This window comes from Rubritalea marina DSM 17716 (genome assembly GCF_000378105.1).
GTDB classification, from domain to species: Bacteria; Verrucomicrobiota; Verrucomicrobiia; order Verrucomicrobiales; family Akkermansiaceae; genus Rubritalea; species Rubritalea marina.
Genome location: NZ_KB899249.1, coordinates 88746 through 105059 on the forward strand (window position 1 = coordinate 88746; position 16314 = coordinate 105059).

Sequence of the window (16314 nt, forward strand, 5' to 3'; positions counted from 1 at the left end):
TTAGTTGAGCCAGCCTGCGAGTACAGCAACCGGAATGGATACGAAACCAACCCAGATCACAGCGGTGTATGCTTTTGCAAGCTTGTCGATGATTGCTGAGGACTTCTTAGAGCGAAGGCCAAGGGTCTGGAAAATGGAGGCTACTCCGTGTGAAAGGTGGCTGCAGAGGCAGGAAATAGCAATCACGTAGAAGATGCTGACGAGCACGTTCTGGAATCCCACAATGACCATTTGATATGCATCCCCACCGTCTGCAAGTGCTGCGAGGTCGGAGTCGATACGAACGGTGTAGTGGAGGATGTGGAATACAACAAATGCAAGAATGGTGAGACCGGACCAGATCATCATGCGGGATGACTTGGATGCCTGCACGGTGTTGTCGCATTCATAACGTTTTTCTTTGGAAGCTTTGTTGGCTGTGGTGAGCTGGATGGTAGCCACTACATGTAGAACGAGTGCTGTGAGAAGTACCACGCGAGCAATCCATACACCAGCTCCGTGGAGCATGCTGTGAAGGAACTTTGCGTAATCATTGAAGGCCTCAGCGCCTGCGTACATGAGAAGGTTTCCGCTAAGGTGACCAGCTAGGAAGCCAACGAGTACGAGACCGGTGATGGCTACTACGAATTTCTTGCCGATGGATGAACTCCAAAAACGGCATAGGGAACAGGATGTTGCGCTCATTATGTCTTTATTCTGTGTGAGAGAACTTGGTGGTTGATAGGCACAAAAGGTGGGAATTACAAGTAGTGGATAGAAAAAATATCAGAAATTCTTAATCATTAGGATGAGGGGTTCTCATACTGAGCTTGAATTGAGAAAATTTGATCGAATTTAGTAGCGCATACATACGATTGTGTTAGCCTTAGAGTACCTATGAAAACCAAAATAAAATCCGTAGCAGATGAATTGCGTGAAGATCTTGACAGATGCCCGGACATGCGTGCTCAGGAGCTCATTGATTTGAATGAATCGATTGTGGCTCAATTGGATCGATTTGAGGGTGAGTTAGCGGATGGGCAGCTCGAGGCATGGCAGAAGCTCAGGGACTCAGTCGCTAAGATGTGCGACTACGCACAGAAGTCGAAGATGCGCCTCCTCTTTGGAGACCACGAGGTGATTGAAAAGCTTGATGTTCTCCATGAGAAAATAGACACTGAGGAGATGGAGGATATGGTGGGGCAGGGCCGCACGGCACATGAGCTACACGGAGTGTCTGACGTGCTCAAATCGTTGATGATGTGGAAGGATAAATGAGCGCTTCCCAGTAGTCATCTAACGGAACTGTGAAAGTTTAATCTTGTTTGTGCTGCATTGCGGTATATGATGGCGAACAGATTCCACCCGATGACGCACAAAAAGATCTCTATTGATGTTGAATCGTTACGAAATACGGCAAGAACTTGGACAAGGTGGTTTTGGTAAAGTCTACTTGGCTTACGACAATAAACTGCGCCGTGAAGTTGCGTTAAAGAGATTAGAGCACGGCCTTTGTCGTGACGCATTGCGTAAGAAGCTTCTCGAAGAGGCGCAGGTTTTGGCTGCGTTGAAGCATCCCAACATTGTATCAATTTATGATGTAGCTGAGCATCACGACCATGCCGAAATCGTGATGGAGTACATTCAGGGTATCACGATGGAGGATTTCGTGAAGCGCCATTTACTTCAGCCTATTGACTTTCGGCACATTGCCACGCAGATTTTACACGGTGTCTCCGCATCACACAAGGCAGGCGTGTTGCATTGTGATATCAAGCCGGAGAACGTGATGCTATCTCTAACGGCAAATGACCAATACGAGCTAAAGGTTTTTGACTTTGGTATATCGGAATCAGTTGCCGACATGGAGAATGGTGAAAAGGTGGCATTGGTGGGGTCGATCCACGTGATGGCACCTGAGCTATTTAGTGGGCAGGGCAGTACGGTGAAGACGGATATTTATGCTCTGGGTTGTTTATTTTATTACCTTCTAACCGGAGTCTATCCGTACATCGGAGATTCCACGAGTGCTACGATGCAAGCGCACCTATCCGGGAAGCACCATCCGATTCTGAGTTTGCGCCAAGATATAGGTAAGGAACTTGCTAATTGGATCGAGTCTCTGATTGAGACGAACCCAGCCAAGCGCCTCTCTGATTGTTCCGATGCTCTTAAGCAAATTGCTGCGATGCAATTCCCTGACAAGGTAGAAGTTTTCACCTTGCCGACGACTTTGCCGATCAAGACTGAGAATAGTACTGTGGTGCGAAGTTTGACGCGTCGTTCTTTGGCGCATGTTGAGGCTTCACAAAGTAAGAGGGGTACGAGGTTTTTGACGAATACCATCACCAAAAACTTGGGCATGAGCTCTAAAGTAATGCAGATCATTGACCTGCATGCCGACGATGAAGATTTTGGGGATAAGCCCAAAGAGCTACCAGAAAAAGCCGAGTGGTTCTTTACTGTCGACAAGGAAGCCAAGGGACCAGTGACACTAGATCAATTGTACCGACTTGTAGAAGAAGATAAGGTAGAAGCGAAGAGTATGGTTTGGCACCCGAATTATGGTGAGTGGGTGCACGCGATTAGTTGTGCCGAGCTTAAGCCGTACTTCAAGCATGAGGATCTAGATGAAGGTGGGCACGATCGTGCGCGAAGTTTTGCGAGTGAACCGAAGAAAATCTCAGAGGCGTGGCGGGATCCTGGTGTGATTGTCACTATGCTGGGCTTCATTGCTTTGATGCTCTTGATGTTCATGCGTCCTGAGTTGCGTGAGTATGGGCTCTATGGATATGCCCTGATTCTCACCTTGATGGGATTCATGCGATTGAGGATCAATCAATTCCATCAGGGTATGGGGTGGCTCATTGGTGGGATTTGTGTGCCAGTCTTGGTGGATGTGGCGTATGTTGTGCGTACGCGTGACATTGCAGCTGGAGTGGCCGTGGCAATGCTTTTCTCTGGAGCTCTTCTGCTCTACATGCTGCAGTTTTTGGTCCGTTAATTCGCCGGCTGAGTATCGATTTGCAGCTCAGGCGTGGCCCCATTGGTAGTGCCACCAGAATTCGGGGTATTGTTATTGCTGCTTTGAGTGGCGCTGGAGCCTACTAAGAAGATAGCTTCTTGTTGGAAATCGCTGTCTACTGAGCTCGGGGTGTATACAAGTTTTACCATCTTAGGTTTGCCAAGCTCCGCTTGCCATTCGGTCAGCCATACTTGGTCGTTTTGGCTATAGAAGAGGAATTCTAAGTGGCGCATGGGCTTGCTTATCCGGGTGCTGTAGGTGTGTTCTGGGAGGTCTGCGGCTTCTTCAGCAACCCAATTTTGCAGGCTGACTTGCAGTGCGTAAGCATCTTGGTTGGTGGCGATGGTTTCGATCGTGAGGTCTCTCGCCATGAGTTCCTTTCCTTGAGAAGGAAAGGAGGTGTCTGGGTTGGTGATTCGAATGAACTGTAGACCGTCGTTGCCCGTTTCGAAGAGGACTTGAGATTCGGCTGGGAGGCGATTGAAGAGTGTCCTCAGGTAGTCGTTGGTTTGCGTTTGTTGCCTGGCCTCTACTTGAACTTCCACAATGCTGTTGCTCAGTGCGATATTGCTGCGAACAGTGATCATGATAAGGCTCACGACCATGGCAATTACGGCCATGGCTAGGATGACTTCTAGCAGGCTAAAGCCAGAGGATGTGTAGTGAAATCGGCGGTGTTTCATGGGCGAGGCCCCCCGATGGCGTAGCGATAGTGCACCATGCTAAATTCTTGCCGATTCCTCTCTGGATCCTCTTTTGAGCTAATGGTGAGCTCCACCAGAAACATCTCATTTAATAAGTTTTCGTCGTCATTTGTCGTCTCGAGTGCTGTGACCAATAGGCGGGCCTCAGTCTGTTCATCGAGCTCGATTGTTTGGTCGCGCACGAACTCGCCATCTGGTGTGGCTTCGTGCATCACTTGAAGCATGATGTTTTGGGCGCGCTGAGCCATAGCGCTACGATGGATGATGTCGTGATTGAGCTCTGACATGCTATGCAGCACCTTGATGGCTGCAGTGATAGCGATGCCAAATACCATCATTGCCAATAGGGCCTCCAGGAGTAGGAACGCTCGGCGTGTTGGTTGTTTGTTCGCGATCATGATTATCGAGTTTATGAGTGCCTAGTTGTCGTCGGCTGCAGATCCGATGGGATGAAGGAAAAAAGGATCAAAAGTTAATGCATCATAGGCGCCGTCACCCAATTGGAATTTGAGCTGAATCGGCTCGCTCAGGCCGGAGCTACTGATGCACCAGCTTGCTGTGGTGGAAGCCTCGAGGCGCGACCAATCATCAGATTCAGAAGCTGCGTAGTAGACGTCGACGCCATTGGGGATGTTGATGCTGCGTTTGCCTGCCGATGCATCGCTGGAGCTGGTGGCTTGGGCGTCAATCCAGATTTGTTGACCGCTGGCATTGAGGAAGTTTGCGCGCTCGTTGAATGAGGCATCATAGCGTGCCTCTTGGATTAGCTGGAGAACATCGACTCGTAATTCAGATAGCTCTGATTGGTCGTTGTTGCCAATGTATAGGAGGGATGACCCTGCTAGGATTCCGATGAGTAGCAGAGTGATCATGAGTTCAAGCAAGGTGAACCCAGAGGATGGTGAGTGAGGCTTAATAGGCTTCGTCTTGTGAACTAATGTCATCGTCGCCGCCAGCCACACCGTCACTACCGTAACTGATGATTTCATAGGTGCTGGAGTCTTTGCTGCCGGGCATTTTGTATATGTAATCGTTTCCCCATGGGTCTCTAGGAAGAGCTGTGAGGGTTTGAGTCCAACGGCGTGGTTTCGGCGCGGTTGTTGGCTTTGTCACCAAGGCTTGGAGCCCTTGTTCGGTGGTTGGGAAGCGACCTGCAAGGTTCTTGTATTGCAGCAGGTGTGCGGCCAAGCTTTGCATTTCGCTCTCTGTCTTTTGAATTTTTGCGCCAGCAGAAAAGTTTTTGGTCATGCCAATGACGCCGCCTACGAGAATCCCGATAATGGCGAGAACCATCATCATTTCTAGGAGTGTGAAACCTTTGGCGAGTGGTTTCGTGAACTTGGATTGAGTCTTCTGCATGTCTAGTTTGTTATGAATTGCGAGGAGCTTTGTCAATTAGGAGCAGGAAAGAATTGCACTTCACTAAAAGAAGGTGACTTGCATCGCCAGATGTCGGCCTGGAATACTAAGCTTGTGGTGTGGGCAGCAGGCACAACAGGTACTCCAGTTGTTAGGTCTTTCTAGCAGTAACGAGCAAGGTCTGGAAGTGTGGGGGCTCGTCTTCTTTATCTACCACTGCGGTTTCAATTTGCTGGAACTTGATGCTGCTGAGCATCTGGGTGATCTCGAGCTCTGAGAAGCCAAGCCAAGTGTCGTAGTAGAGCTCTTTGGCCTGTTCGAAGTTGTGTTGTAGAAGGTCGAGAATGATGAGGGTGCCTCCGGGTTGTAGAATCCGGTGTGCGTGCTTCAAGGCCGACGCTGGGTGCGTGGCGTGATGTAATGCCTGCGAGAAAATAACAAGGTCGACGCTGCAGTCATCGATTGGTGGATTCTCAATGTCACCGAGCCGATATTCGAGGTTCTTGAGGCCGTGTTCCTTGGCTAGATTGCGTCCGAAGTCGACCATGTTCTGGGAGTTGTCGATCGCAATGACTTGTTTGGCTCGTTGTGCAAGTAATTGGGAAAGGGTGCCTTCACCGGCTCCGAGGTCGGCCACCGTGTCGTAGTTGAGCACACGCAAGAGTGCTTCAGCCAGGCCTTTCCATGAGCGCCCAGGTACATAATGGCGTCCAAATTTGCCGGCAAGCTGGTCAAAGTAAGCGCGTGATTGATCTTGGCGCTTTTGTAATGCCAATGCCAGTGCGGCTCGGTCGGTGTGAATTTCGGGAATCTCCTCAGCAGCCAACTTGGCCACCTCAAGCAGATGGTTTGGAGCTTGGCTGGTGTAGAGGATATTTTTGCCCACGCGGCGGTCGCTCAGCAATGACTCATCTTTGAGTTTGGCTAGTTGGGTAGAAATCCGGCTCTGACCCATGCCCAGAATGCTTTGCAATTCGGCCACGCTGAGCTCTTCCTGCTCCAGCAGCATCACGATGCGCAAGCGAGTCGGGTCCGAGAGAAGTTTGAGTGAAATTAAAATTGACGCCATGAGAATATACGTTACACATAAACGCATCAAGATTTGTTGATGCAATAATAAAATTATGAGCCGACCATTTATTTTTTCCTCTGAATCGGTGACTGAAGGTCACCCAGACAAAGTATGTGACACCATTTCCGATGTGATATTGGATGCGTGTCTAGAGCAAGATGTTAACAGCCGTGTGGCTTGTGAAACCTTTGTCAAAGACAACGTGGTGGGGCTCGCTGGCGAGATCACCACACATGCAGACTTCGATAGCCGTTCGCTCATTGAGAAGGCGATTCGTGAAATCGGCTATGTGCACAAGGACTGTAAGTTTAACGCAGACAGTTTTTTCTTCGTAAACTTGATTGGCAAGCAATCACCCGACATTGCCCAGGGTGTTGATGAAGGTGGTTTTGATGATAAAACCACTGATGAGCAGGGCGCTGGTGACCAAGGTATCATGTTTGGCTACGCCTGTGATGAGACACCGGAATTCATGCCAGCACCGATCAGTTATTCGCACAAGCTTGGTCGTGAGATCACCACATTACGCAAGTCAGGGCAGCACACTTGGTTGCGTCCGGATTCCAAGACCCAAGTCTCTATGGAGTACATTGATGGGAAGCCAACACGCGTTACCGCAGTTGTTGTATCCACCATGCACTCAGCTGATATCACCACATCTGAAATCCGTGAAGTTCTTCAAAAAGACCTCATCGAGAAAGTGATTCCAGCAAACCTGCTCACCGAAGATACCGAATACTTGATCAACCCGACAGGTCTCTTCGTGATCGGTGGGCCAGAAGGTGACGCGGGTCTCACCGGCCGCAAGATCATTGTGGATACTTATGGTGGTTCAGGCCGTCATGGTGGTGGCGCATTCTCAGGGAAAGATCCATCAAAGGTGGATCGCTCAGCTGCATACATGTGCCGTTGGGTTGCCAAGAATATTGTGGCTGCAGGCCTCGCGCAACGTGCAGAGCTTCAAGTTGCCTATGCAATTGGACACCCGCACCCGGTTTCTGTGAGCGTGAATACCTTCGGTACCAGCCAAGTGGACGAGCTAGTCATTGAGCAAGCGGTGAAAGAGGTCTTCTCCTTCAAGCCAGCTGATATCATCACCCAACTCAACCTCCTCAGACCAATCTACAAGAATACGACTAACTACGGCCACTTCGGTCGCGAAGACAACCTCGACGCTCTCACTTGGGAACGTACCGACAAAGTTGACGCGCTCAAGGCGGCTATTTCCTAACCCCGACTCACAAGAGTCTATACATTACTATTAACGAACACAATCAACGACACTATGTCTACTGCAACACTCGAAAAGACTGCCGATTACAAAATCGCTGATATCACCCTCGCTGACTTCGGTCGCAAGGAAATTGACATTGCTGAACACGAAATGCCGGGCCTCATGGCGATTCGTGAAAAGTACGCTGCTGAAAAGCCACTTGATGGCGTGCGTGTGATGGGATCCCTTCACATGACCATCCAGACTGCTGTGCTTATTGAAACACTCGTGGACCTCGGTGCCGATGTGCGCTGGTGTTCATGCAACATTTTCTCGACTCAAGACCACGCTGCAGCGGCAATCGCTGAGGCTGGTGTGCCTGTGTTCGCCTGGAAGGGTGAGACACTTGAAGAGTACTGGGAGTGTACTTGGAACGCGATTCTTAGCCCAGAGGGTCAGGGGCCAGAACTTATCGTCGACGACGGTGGTGACGCGACTCTCTTCATTCACAAAGGTTACGAGCTTGAAAATGGTTCTGACTGGGTAAACGAGCCAGCAGGTTCAGAAGAAGAGCAGGTCATTAAGAACCTTCTCAAGAAGGTACACGCTGAGCAACCAGGGATTTTCGCGAAGATTCTTGCTGATTGGAAAGGTGTTTCTGAAGAAACCACCACTGGTGTGCACCGTCTTTACCAGATGGCGAAGGAAGGAAAACTCCTCGTTCCAGCAATCAATGTGAATGACTCCGTGACCAAGTCCAAGTTCGACAACCTCTACGGCTGTCGTGAGTCACTTGTGGATGGTATCAAGCGTGCCACTGATGTGATGATCTCTGGTAAGGTGGCGGTAGTTTGTGGATACGGCGACGTCGGCAAAGGTTGTGCGCAGGCACTCCGAGGCCAAGGCGCTCAGGTGGTAGTGACAGAGGTCGATCCAATCTGTGCCCTTCAGGCAGCGATGGAAGGGTACCGCGTACTCACCGTAGAGGACACCCTCGGCTGGGCTGACATCTACGTGACCACCACGGGTAATTACGATATCATCCGTTTCGAGCACATGGAGAAGATGAAGGACCAAGCGATCGTCTGTAACATCGGTCACTTTGACAACGAGATTCAGATGGAGGCACTCAACGGTGCGGCTGGTGTGACTCAGCTCAACATCAAGCCACAAGTTGACAAGTACACCTTCCCAAGTGGGAACAGCCTATACATGTTAGCAGAAGGCCGACTCGTGAATCTTGGTTGCGCCACAGGCCACCCATCTTTCGTGATGTCAAATTCCTTTGCCAACCAAACACTAGCTCAGATCGACCTTTGGAAGAACAAGGACGCCTACAAGGCGGGTGAAGTGAAGGTGCTGCCAAAGCATCTTGACGAAGAAGTAGCTCGCCTCCACCTTGAGAAGATCGGTGCTAAGCTCACCACGCTTTCCCAAGATCAGGCTGACTACATCAGTGTGCCTGTGGAAGGCCCATACAAGCCAGATCACTACCGCTACTAAGCGATTGAGTGACGACTCTTTCAGCGCTGTTCCGCTACCTCGGAGCAGCGCTTTTTTGCGCTTGGTGCAGTCGTTAATACTAGCTCCGTGCTGTGAGTAGTTTCTCGGTGTACTTGGCGAGGAGGTCGGCTTCAAGATTCACAGGGGAGCCTGCGCTGACGGCATGAAGGTGGGTGTGTTCGTGCGTGTGTGGGGTGATCCAGAACACGGCACTGTCGTCGGTGAGTTCGGCAATAGTGAGTGAGATGCCGTCTATGGCAAGTGAGCCCTTGGGGATACAGTACTTGTGGATTTCAGGTGGGAGCGCCACCTCAAAGCGATGGTCTTGTCCGTGTTGTGAGTAATCAGTGATCGTCCCAGTGGCGTCCACGTGGCCTTGCACGAAGTGGCCCCCGAGGCGGTCGCTAGGGCGTAGCGCGCGTTCGAGGTTGACGGTGGATCCAGTGCGTAGAGCGGCTAAGGAAGTCACTTTGAGGGTTTGGGCTAGGAGGTCGAAGTGGACTCCATGTTCATCCCAGCCAGCCACGGTGAGGCAGCAACCATTGGTGGCAACGGAGTCGCCGAGTGCGAGTTCTGAGGCGAATGGGATTGCGATGGTGAAGCGGGATTGTTCACCCAATGCTTCGATTGAGACGATGGTGCCAGTGGCTTCGACTAGTCCAGTAAACATGTTGGCACTCTGCGAGGATCACTTAGAAATGTCGAATCCAAATTCAAGCTCCTTGGATGAAGGTGCTGTGTTCGTTATACTTGATTGGCTGAGGCATAAAAAAGCCCCGCGCTCATGAGGTGAGTGCGGGGCTGGTTGAAATGGTGAGCGAGCGATCTAGTGCTCTTGAGCAGCCTCTGCTTCAGCGTGGACTTTCTCAGTCTTCGCCTTCGCTTCGTCTTCGTACTTTTTGAGTGGGTCGTTGGTCATGCCATCGGACTTGATGAGCATGAAGCAAGCGCCCATGATGAAGGTCGGTACGAGGGCTGCTAGCATGAGCTTGAATGGGGCAACGCCACCGTCGAAGTATTTCCCGAGGATGGACTGACCAGCAGGGTTTGGTGCGTTGGCAATGACCGTGAGACCGCCACCAGTGACGGCGCCTGCAAGGATTGCGTACTTAGCAGTGATGCTGAGTCCTGGAGCTTGTGAGGCGAGGTAGGTGATTGCAGCATTGTCGTTGAATGCAGTGAGTACGGTAGAACCAATCATGAGGATGTATTGGTTGTCGATAGAGGTGATGAGTGGCTCGATCCACCATGATTGGCATTTACCGTGAATCACAAGTCCAGCGAGGAAGAAGCCCACGAGGAGTGGTGATTTCATGCTGACGTCATTCTGGTGGTGACCGGTGGCTTGAGTGAAGCCGATGAAGAACATGAAGCCAGTGATGAAGAGTGGTGGGTAGTGCGCTGAGAGCACGGTCCAACCAAGGAAGGCAAGGTGAGTGAAGGTCACCATGAATGGGATGGGATCTTCGCGGTCTTCCCAAAGAACTTTACGGTCTTCGGCATCTTGGTTGTTGCTGAGTGCTGCAAATTGCTTCTTGAAGGCGATGAAGTAGAGAGCGTTGGCGATGATGATGCCGACGATGGCTTTGATACCATAGTTCATGAACATGTAGCCGAGGCCAAAGTTCCACTTCTGAGCGACCATGAGAACTGGAGGTGCGGCGAAGTGAGTGAGTGTGCCACCGACAGAGATGTTCACGAAAAGGAGGCCGAGTGTGGCGTAGGCGAAGAGTGTGGATGGTTTCTTATCGAAGAAGCGCTTAGAGAGGAGCATGGCAGAGATTGTCATGGCTGCAGGTTCGGTGATGAAGGAACCAAGGATCGGAGCGATCGTGATGACAGAGATCCACCAGGCAGCAGTGCCGCCACCGAATACTCTAGCAACGGAACCGATGATGCGCTCAGCAAAGCGAACCACTGGGCGGGTCGCGGAGATCGCCATGATGATGACAACGAACACTGGCTCGATGAAGTTCACATCCTTGGCAAAGTAGAGTTTGATTTGGTTGTATCCATCAGCGATGCCGAGGATGCCTTCCCCTTGAATGCCGAAGAAGTAATACATTGAGATCACGAGAGCTGCGACCCAGATGCCGAAGATCGCTTCGACTTCGCCGAGAAAGTGGTATAGGTGTGCTTTGAAAGAGACGTCATCCTTCGCACCTTCGTGCGGCTTGGCTTCGGCTGTGCGGCCTTCGGCTTCGATACGCTTACTGTGCTTTTCTTCTTCGTGGTGCGCCATACGCATGAAGATACCAGCGAGGAAGGTGTGGAGAATCGCACAGACAAAAATGATGGTAGCCACGAGGTTGAAGCCATTTTGTTGCTTGGCGCGGTAGGAAAGTGTGGCACCAAGGTCCATATCACCATTTTCGTTGACTTGTTTTTCATATTTACCAAGTGGGATTGGAAATACGGCGTATTGGTCTTCAGTGAGACCGTACTCACCAGCGTGGTAGGCTGGCTTGTCTTTACCTGCAGCCATGCTCAGGGAACTGAGCCCCAAGAGGGCGACGAGGGCGAAAATGAGATGTTTGTATGTGCTCATAGCGGATTAATTACGAGTTCCACATATACGCTTATAGTCCAGCAGGCAAGCAATTCCAGTGTGGGATCTGTGAGATTGCTGGTCTTGCTTGTGCTATAGGGATCTATATTGCTGAGTGCTAGAGCTGAACTTGCTAGGTTTGGCCGGTTTTTTTTGCTTCCCAAACTAGGGCGATGCTAGACATGCTGATGTTGTCATTCATTCCATTCCCATGCCACGATCCAAGATTTTATTATTCAACCATCCGACGAGACTGTTGTGGACGAGGCTGAGATCCGCCGCATGGTGTGCATGCTGCACGCTAGCGATGACGGGGTGCCAGTCGGTGAAGGATGCTGGCGGCGGGATGATGGAGTTTGTGGGCTTCGATAGTGATGTGCCACAGCAGAAACAAGGCTCAAAGAAGCTCAAAGAATTATCAAAGGTGAATCCTGTGGTGACTGTAGGAAATCACGATAATCTCTATAGTGAGGACAAAATCGTGTGGGCTGATGAAGATCCAGATAAGCCGATGGCGGAGCTGGAGGCGGTCTGGGAGCAAGGTCCAAAAGATGAATGGTTGGTGAGCTACTCCGAGGCGATGAAACAAGCGCGGGTGAAAGGGATTCCAGTGATGATTTGGTTTACCAACTCACGAGGTGCTGCGACATCGAAGTCACTTTCCAACGAGCTTTTCGATACGAGCGAATTTGATCACTGGGCAAATAAGCATGTGATCCGCCTGCGCGTGGATTCGTTCATTCAGGATGACGACCAAAAACACGCGGGCATGAAGCGTGAATACGTGCAACGGTTGCGCAAGCGTTACAAAGTGCTGGGGGCTCCAGTGGTGGTGGTGCTCTCGCCTCGAGGCAACCAATTTGGAAAGCACACTGGCTATCGGCCAGGGTCTCCAGATTATTTTTGGGGTAAAATTAAGCATTCACAGAAGTTGGCGCTGGATGATTATGCCAATTGGCGCCAAGAGTATGAGGCTCGAGGCTACCGCGTGTGGCATGACCTCAAGGGGCGCAAAGTCTTTGCCAAGCCGGTTTCCTTACAAGAGGGAACATTGCACCTTGTGAGTCCTGACGGAAAGCGCTCCAAGACCTCAGTAAAGAGGCTTTCGTCTGAAGATCAACTGTGGATCAAAGAGTACATCCGCAAAAAGAACAGCAAGCGCTAGCTTGCATTTTACCAATCATCGGGTGCGATGAACATTGGTTTACTGGAGGGTGTGGGGAGTACCAATGTGCAGCGTTGGCTGGCCAGCGTCACTAGTTTTTCCTGATTGATGCTCGGCAGTGAGAGCTGCAGTGCCGAGCCTTCCTCAAGCTCGCATGGCCAGAGCGCCTTGTGCACAAGTTGGCATTGCTTGAGATCAGGGAATGCTTTGAGGAATTCATTCAGGTGCATCCAGCAACGGCGGCGCACGAGTGGGTTGGCTCCCTCAGGCAGGGGGGAGGCTGTGGCTTGGTGGTGATCATAAAAGATCCCGTGCACTAATTGCTGCGACTCGATCGCATCGATGCCGTAGCGTTGTAGGAGGATATTGCGTGTGTGTGGGTTTTGGCTGAGCTGCATCTGGTGCGAGCTAAGCCTCTCAAACTTCCGTTGGTAGTTATCACGCTTGTCTGGTCCCGGGAAGCTGAACCCAGTATCAGTCGGTTCCACGAGGTAGAACTTGATGGCTACCTCAAGATGGAGGTGCTTCTGTGCCGTGCAATCGTGAAGAACAAAGTCGAGCTCTCCAAGAGTTTGTTTTTCTGGGGTGATGATCTGCATGTTACGAGCCACGATCTCGAAGCGTGGTGATTGCTCGAGGCAGACTGCAGCGGCATCCTCGTAGATGTAGCCGAGTTTTTGATTGAAATTGAGTGGTTCCTTTAGGTCGGGGGCAATGAGGGAGTGGTGATTTAGTCTCGGGGGCACTTCACCGATCATCGGGGGCGACTGAACGAGGCTCGCGCAGATGGCCTCGCTGTAGAGCAGCATGTGTTGCGTCTCCAGAGAGGGACCAAAATCTTTGCGTGGGGGCTTCATGGCCTTTAGCTTAGCATACCTTGAGAGCCTTCGCGTCTTCGACGCTCAGTTCCACACAGGTCCATGGTAAACCATACTTGTTGAGGGCGTCCATGAATGGGTCGGGATCATTTTGTTCCATGTTCCAAACACCAGCTTTTTGTGTCCAGGATCCCTCGAGGAGAAGCTTGGCGCCGATCATTGCTGGTACGCCGGTGGTGTATGAGACCCCTTGCGAGCCAAGTTCCTCGAAACATGATTCGTGGTCGCAGATGTTGTAGATGTATACGGCCTTCTCTTTACCGTCTTTGACGCCGCGGATGATACAACCAATGCAGGTGCGGCCAGTGGTGGTCTTGCCTAAATCACCTGGATCTGGGAGCACAGCTTTGAGGAATTGTAACGGAATGATCTTTTGTCCTTGGTAGTCGACTGCGTCGATGCGGGTCATGCCGACGTTTTGTAATACTTCTAGATGTTTGATGTAGTTGTCTGAAAAGGACATCCAGAATTGTGCCCGTTTGATGCTGGGAATGTGCTTTGTGAGTGACTCCATCTCTTCGTGGTACATCCGGTAAATCGAGTAATTCCCGACTCCTTCGGGGCACTCGAAGCGCTGGTTCACAGACATGGCTTCGCTTTCTTGGAAGGCGCCATCTTCCCAGTGGCGGCAGGGGGCTGTGACCTCGCGTATGTTGATTTCTGGATTGAAGTTGGTTGCGAACGCTTGTCCGTGATCGCCTCCATTGACGTCGACGATGTCTAGGAAATGGATTTCATCAAAGTGGTGCTTCAGCGCCCATGCTGTGAATACATTCGTCACACCAGGGTCGAAGCCAGAACCCAGTAATGCTTTGAGCCCACTGGCTACAAAACGATCGTGATACGCCCATTGCCAGTGGTATTCAAATTTTGCTTCGTTCGGCGGCTCGTAGTTAGCGGTGTCAAGATAGTGGGCTCCAGACTCGAGGCAGGCTTCCATAATGCTCAAGTCTTGGTAGGGAAGGGCAACATTAATGACGAGTGTGGCGGCAGTTTCTTTGATGAGTGCTGCGGTGTCGGCGACGATGTCGGCATCAATTTGAGCGGTGTTGATTTTGACCCCATAGCGATCTAGTACTGAGCTAGCAATCGCGACGCATTTCGATTCGGTGCGCGATGCGAGTGTGATCTTGGTGAATGCTTCGGAGACTTGCGCGCATTTGTGCGCTACGACGGAGCCGACGCCGCCTGCGCCGATGATGAGAATAGCTGACATGGATTTACATACCTATGGTTTGAGTTTCAGAATGAATCGGATTTTGAAGGGCGATTCAATTAAAATGATTTTTTTCGAGCCTTAGCTTGCCATGGCATCTGAAATAGTCATGATACCGCAAATTTGGTAATGACCTGCTAGGGTATTACCTGCACACAAAAAGACCACGCCCACACACATGAGTAACCCAATTGTTGAAATCACAGACCAAGAGTTGCCCCACAATCTCAAGACATTATGGCTTAAAGCATTATCTGCAGTTGAGATTAAAAATTTTAGTTATGCAATCAGCTTGGTTAATGCTGTGTTGAAAGAAGCTCCTGGCTTTTTGGAAGGACGCAGAGTGGCTCGTAAGTGTGCGGCTATGGTGGCAGCTGAGAGTGGGAAAAGGAAAGGTGGGGGCATGACGGCGCTTCTTTCTGGTGGGATGTCTACGATGAAGCTTGGCTCCGCAGCCAAGAAAGATCCTTTGGCCGCGTTGATTCAGATTGAGAAGGAACTGGAGAAGGACCCATACGACCCACAAGTCAATGAGGTTCTTCACGAGACGGCACTGAGTATCGGCTTCAAAGAAACCGCAGCATTTGCCCTCGAGACGGTGCGCGAAGGCGCACCAGAAAATTCTAAAGTACTGCATCGCTTGGCTGAATTTTATCTGGCTGAAGGACAGCCATCTAAGGCCTCCGACGTCTACAACGACATTGTGAAGCATAACCCAGCCGACATCGATGCGGTGAAAGGAGCCAAAGATAGCTCAGCCAAGGCATCAATGCAGGAGCAAAAATGGGATTCCGCCAGTGGTATTCAAGATCTGAAGAAAGACGCCGCTAAGGCAGCCGAACTTGAAAATGCTGACCGTGCCGCTCTCACCAAGGATCAACAGGTGCAAAAGCTCTCTGGTCTCATCGACCAATACAACCAAGATCAAAATAACCTCAATGTGGTGAAGCAAATTGCAGCGCTCTACGAGGAAATGGAAAACTGGACCGACGCACACGCATTCTATGATTGGGCTTACCAGCTCAGTAATGCGGACTCCGCTCTCAAGAAGAAGGCGTCTGATCTTGGAGATCGCGTGGCACGCGAGCAGGTGAAAGCTATGGAGGCTCAGCTTGCCGCGGATCCAGGCAATGCAGAGCTTCAGGCTCAAGTGGCAGAAATCAAGAAAGACCGTGCTCGCGAGGGAGTGACCGTGGCTCAGCAACGCGTTGAGCAAAACCCGACTGACCCGCAGCTTCGCTTCGAACTCGGTACCGCGCTCTACGATGCTGGCGAGTACAGCGATGCCATCCCGCACTTGCAGCAGGCGACACGCAACCCGCACATCCGCACCAAGGTGCTCCTCACCTTAGCACGTGCTTTCGATGGCAAGAATATGTTCGACCTCGCTGTGAAGCAGCTCTCTGATGCATTGGCTGACCTTCAGGCCATGGATGACACGAAGAAAGAGGTGCTCTACGAGAAAGGCCTGATTCACGCGAAAATGGAAGACGCTGTCCGCGCACTCGAGTGCTTCAAGGAAATCTATGAGGTCGATTACGGCTATCGTGATGTGGCACAACGTGTGGAGTCTTCCTATAGCTAATCGATTCACTCTAAGAATCTGTTGAAAATCATCATGCCGTCAGCTAATCTCATGGTTGACGGCATTT

The 16314-nt window shown here is 50.9% G+C and carries 16 protein-coding genes; 6 read left to right on the forward strand and 10 right to left on the reverse strand.

Annotated elements, in window-relative coordinates; all coding sequences use genetic code 11:
* The gene (locus F454_RS0103105) at positions 1 to 684 is read right to left on the reverse strand and encodes a succinate dehydrogenase cytochrome b subunit (RefSeq protein ID WP_018969160.1); all 684 of its coding nucleotides are present in this window, start codon (positions 682 to 684) and stop codon (positions 1 to 3) included.
* Between the two features lie 192 nt (positions 685 to 876).
* Between F454_RS0103105 and F454_RS0103110 the strand changes: the two genes are divergently transcribed.
* Both F454_RS0103110 and F454_RS0103115 read left to right on the forward strand, forming a co-directional pair.
* Positions 877 to 1257, forward strand: a complete 381-nt coding sequence (locus F454_RS0103110; RefSeq protein WP_018969161.1) for a hypothetical protein — start codon at positions 877 to 879, stop codon at positions 1255 to 1257.
* Positions 1258 to 1372: 115 nt separating this feature from the next.
* A complete protein-coding gene (locus F454_RS0103115; RefSeq protein ID WP_018969162.1) occupies positions 1373 to 2983 on the forward strand; it encodes a protein kinase domain-containing protein in 1611 nt (536 codons plus the stop codon).
* On the opposite strand, the gene F454_RS0103120 is transcribed toward F454_RS0103115, so the two are convergent.
* The 5 genes from F454_RS0103120 to F454_RS0103140 all read right to left on the reverse strand — a co-directional run bounded on the left by F454_RS0103120 (position 2980) and on the right by F454_RS0103140 (position 6136).
* Complete coding sequence (locus F454_RS0103120) at positions 2980 to 3687, reverse strand: type II secretion system protein (RefSeq protein WP_018969163.1); 708 nt, start codon at positions 3685 to 3687, stop codon at positions 2980 to 2982. The genes F454_RS0103115 and F454_RS0103120 overlap by 4 nt on opposite strands.
* On the reverse strand, positions 3684 to 4106 hold the full coding sequence (locus F454_RS0103125) for a hypothetical protein (protein ID WP_018969164.1): 423 nt from the start codon (positions 4104 to 4106) through the stop codon (positions 3684 to 3686). The genes F454_RS0103120 and F454_RS0103125 overlap by 4 nt, the downstream gene beginning before the upstream one ends.
* 21 nt (positions 4107 to 4127) lie before the next feature.
* Positions 4128 to 4697, reverse strand: coding sequence for a prepilin-type N-terminal cleavage/methylation domain-containing protein (locus F454_RS0103130; protein ID WP_083912871.1), 570 nt, complete (start codon positions 4695 to 4697; stop codon positions 4128 to 4130).
* Positions 4621 to 5067: a type II secretion system major pseudopilin GspG gene (gspG, locus tag F454_RS0103135; RefSeq protein WP_018969166.1), complete on the reverse strand. Its 447-nt coding sequence runs from the start codon at positions 5065 to 5067 to the stop codon at positions 4621 to 4623. The genes F454_RS0103130 and gspG overlap by 77 nt, the downstream gene beginning before the upstream one ends.
* Before the next feature lie 151 nt (positions 5068 to 5218).
* Positions 5219 to 6136 (reverse strand): ArsR/SmtB family transcription factor, encoded by a 918-nt coding sequence (locus F454_RS0103140; RefSeq protein WP_018969167.1) that lies wholly within the window; start codon positions 6134 to 6136, stop codon positions 5219 to 5221.
* A 55-nt stretch (positions 6137 to 6191) separates the two neighbouring features.
* Here F454_RS0103140 and metK point away from each other — a divergent pair, with 55 nt between their 5' ends.
* Positions 6192 to 7370 (forward strand): methionine adenosyltransferase, encoded by a 1179-nt coding sequence (metK, locus tag F454_RS0103145; RefSeq protein ID WP_018969168.1) that lies wholly within the window; start codon positions 6192 to 6194, stop codon positions 7368 to 7370.
* Between the two features lie 54 nt (positions 7371 to 7424).
* Positions 7425 to 8855, forward strand: coding sequence for an adenosylhomocysteinase (ahcY, locus tag F454_RS0103150; protein ID WP_018969169.1), 1431 nt, complete (start codon positions 7425 to 7427; stop codon positions 8853 to 8855).
* Positions 8856 to 8934: 79 nt separating this feature from the next.
* On the opposite strand, the gene F454_RS0103155 is transcribed toward ahcY, so the two are convergent.
* Both F454_RS0103155 and F454_RS0103160 read right to left on the reverse strand, forming a co-directional pair.
* Positions 8935 to 9525 (reverse strand): riboflavin synthase, encoded by a 591-nt coding sequence (locus F454_RS0103155; protein ID WP_018969170.1) that lies wholly within the window; start codon positions 9523 to 9525, stop codon positions 8935 to 8937.
* Positions 9526 to 9681: 156 nt separating this feature from the next.
* A complete protein-coding gene (locus F454_RS0103160) occupies positions 9682 to 11403 on the reverse strand; it encodes a putative Na+/H+ antiporter (RefSeq protein WP_018969171.1) in 1722 nt (573 codons plus the stop codon).
* A 307-nt stretch (positions 11404 to 11710) separates the two neighbouring features.
* Here F454_RS0103160 and F454_RS0103165 point away from each other — a divergent pair, with 307 nt between their 5' ends.
* On the forward strand, positions 11711 to 12568 hold the full coding sequence (locus F454_RS0103165; protein ID WP_018969172.1) for a thioredoxin domain-containing protein: 858 nt from the start codon (positions 11711 to 11713) through the stop codon (positions 12566 to 12568).
* An 8-nt stretch (positions 12569 to 12576) separates the two neighbouring features.
* On the opposite strand, the gene F454_RS0103170 is transcribed toward F454_RS0103165, so the two are convergent.
* Both F454_RS0103170 and F454_RS0103175 read right to left on the reverse strand, forming a co-directional pair.
* Positions 12577 to 13425 (reverse strand): DUF1853 family protein, encoded by an 849-nt coding sequence (locus F454_RS0103170; RefSeq protein ID WP_018969173.1) that lies wholly within the window; start codon positions 13423 to 13425, stop codon positions 12577 to 12579.
* Positions 13426 to 13435: 10 nt separating this feature from the next.
* On the reverse strand, positions 13436 to 14662 hold the full coding sequence (locus F454_RS0103175) for a saccharopine dehydrogenase family protein (protein ID WP_018969174.1): 1227 nt from the start codon (positions 14660 to 14662) through the stop codon (positions 13436 to 13438).
* A 178-nt stretch (positions 14663 to 14840) separates the two neighbouring features.
* On the opposite strand from F454_RS0103175, the gene F454_RS0103180 reads away from it, so the two are divergent.
* Positions 14841 to 16247: a tetratricopeptide repeat protein gene (locus F454_RS0103180; protein ID WP_018969175.1), complete on the forward strand. Its 1407-nt coding sequence runs from the start codon at positions 14841 to 14843 to the stop codon at positions 16245 to 16247.
* The last annotated feature ends 67 nt before the right edge of the window (positions 16248 to 16314 follow it).

Coding starts and splice junctions, on each gene's coding strand:
- F454_RS0103120 (WP_018969163.1), bottom strand. CDS start 3,687: ATGAAACACCGCCGATTTCACTACACATCCTCTGGCTTTAGCCTGCTA.
- metK (WP_018969168.1), top strand. CDS start 6,192: ATGAGCCGACCATTTATTTTTTCCTCTGAATCGGTGACTGAAGGTCAC.
- F454_RS0103130 (WP_083912871.1), bottom strand. CDS start 4,697: ATGAAATCATCAGTTACGGTAGTGACGGTGTGGCTGGCGGCGACGATG.
- F454_RS0103175 (WP_018969174.1), bottom strand. CDS start 14,662: ATGTCAGCTATTCTCATCATCGGCGCAGGCGGCGTCGGCTCCGTCGTA.
- F454_RS0103115 (WP_018969162.1), top strand. CDS start 1,373: ATGTTGAATCGTTACGAAATACGGCAAGAACTTGGACAAGGTGGTTTT.
- F454_RS0103155 (WP_018969170.1), bottom strand. CDS start 9,525: ATGTTTACTGGACTAGTCGAAGCCACTGGCACCATCGTCTCAATCGAA.
- F454_RS0103165 (WP_018969172.1), top strand. CDS start 11,711: ATGACGGGGTGCCAGTCGGTGAAGGATGCTGGCGGCGGGATGATGGAG.
- F454_RS0103125 (WP_018969164.1), bottom strand. CDS start 4,106: ATGATCGCGAACAAACAACCAACACGCCGAGCGTTCCTACTCCTGGAG.
- F454_RS0103105 (WP_018969160.1), bottom strand. CDS start 684: ATGAGCGCAACATCCTGTTCCCTATGCCGTTTTTGGAGTTCATCCATC.
- F454_RS0103170 (WP_018969173.1), bottom strand. CDS start 13,425: ATGAAGCCCCCACGCAAAGATTTTGGTCCCTCTCTGGAGACGCAACAC.
- gspG (WP_018969166.1), bottom strand. CDS start 5,067: ATGCAGAAGACTCAATCCAAGTTCACGAAACCACTCGCCAAAGGTTTC.
- F454_RS0103160 (WP_018969171.1), bottom strand. CDS start 11,403: ATGAGCACATACAAACATCTCATTTTCGCCCTCGTCGCCCTCTTGGGG.
- F454_RS0103180 (WP_018969175.1), top strand. CDS start 14,841: ATGAGTAACCCAATTGTTGAAATCACAGACCAAGAGTTGCCCCACAAT.
- F454_RS0103110 (WP_018969161.1), top strand. CDS start 877: ATGAAAACCAAAATAAAATCCGTAGCAGATGAATTGCGTGAAGATCTT.
- F454_RS0103140 (WP_018969167.1), bottom strand. CDS start 6,136: ATGGCGTCAATTTTAATTTCACTCAAACTTCTCTCGGACCCGACTCGC.
- ahcY (WP_018969169.1), top strand. CDS start 7,425: ATGTCTACTGCAACACTCGAAAAGACTGCCGATTACAAAATCGCTGAT.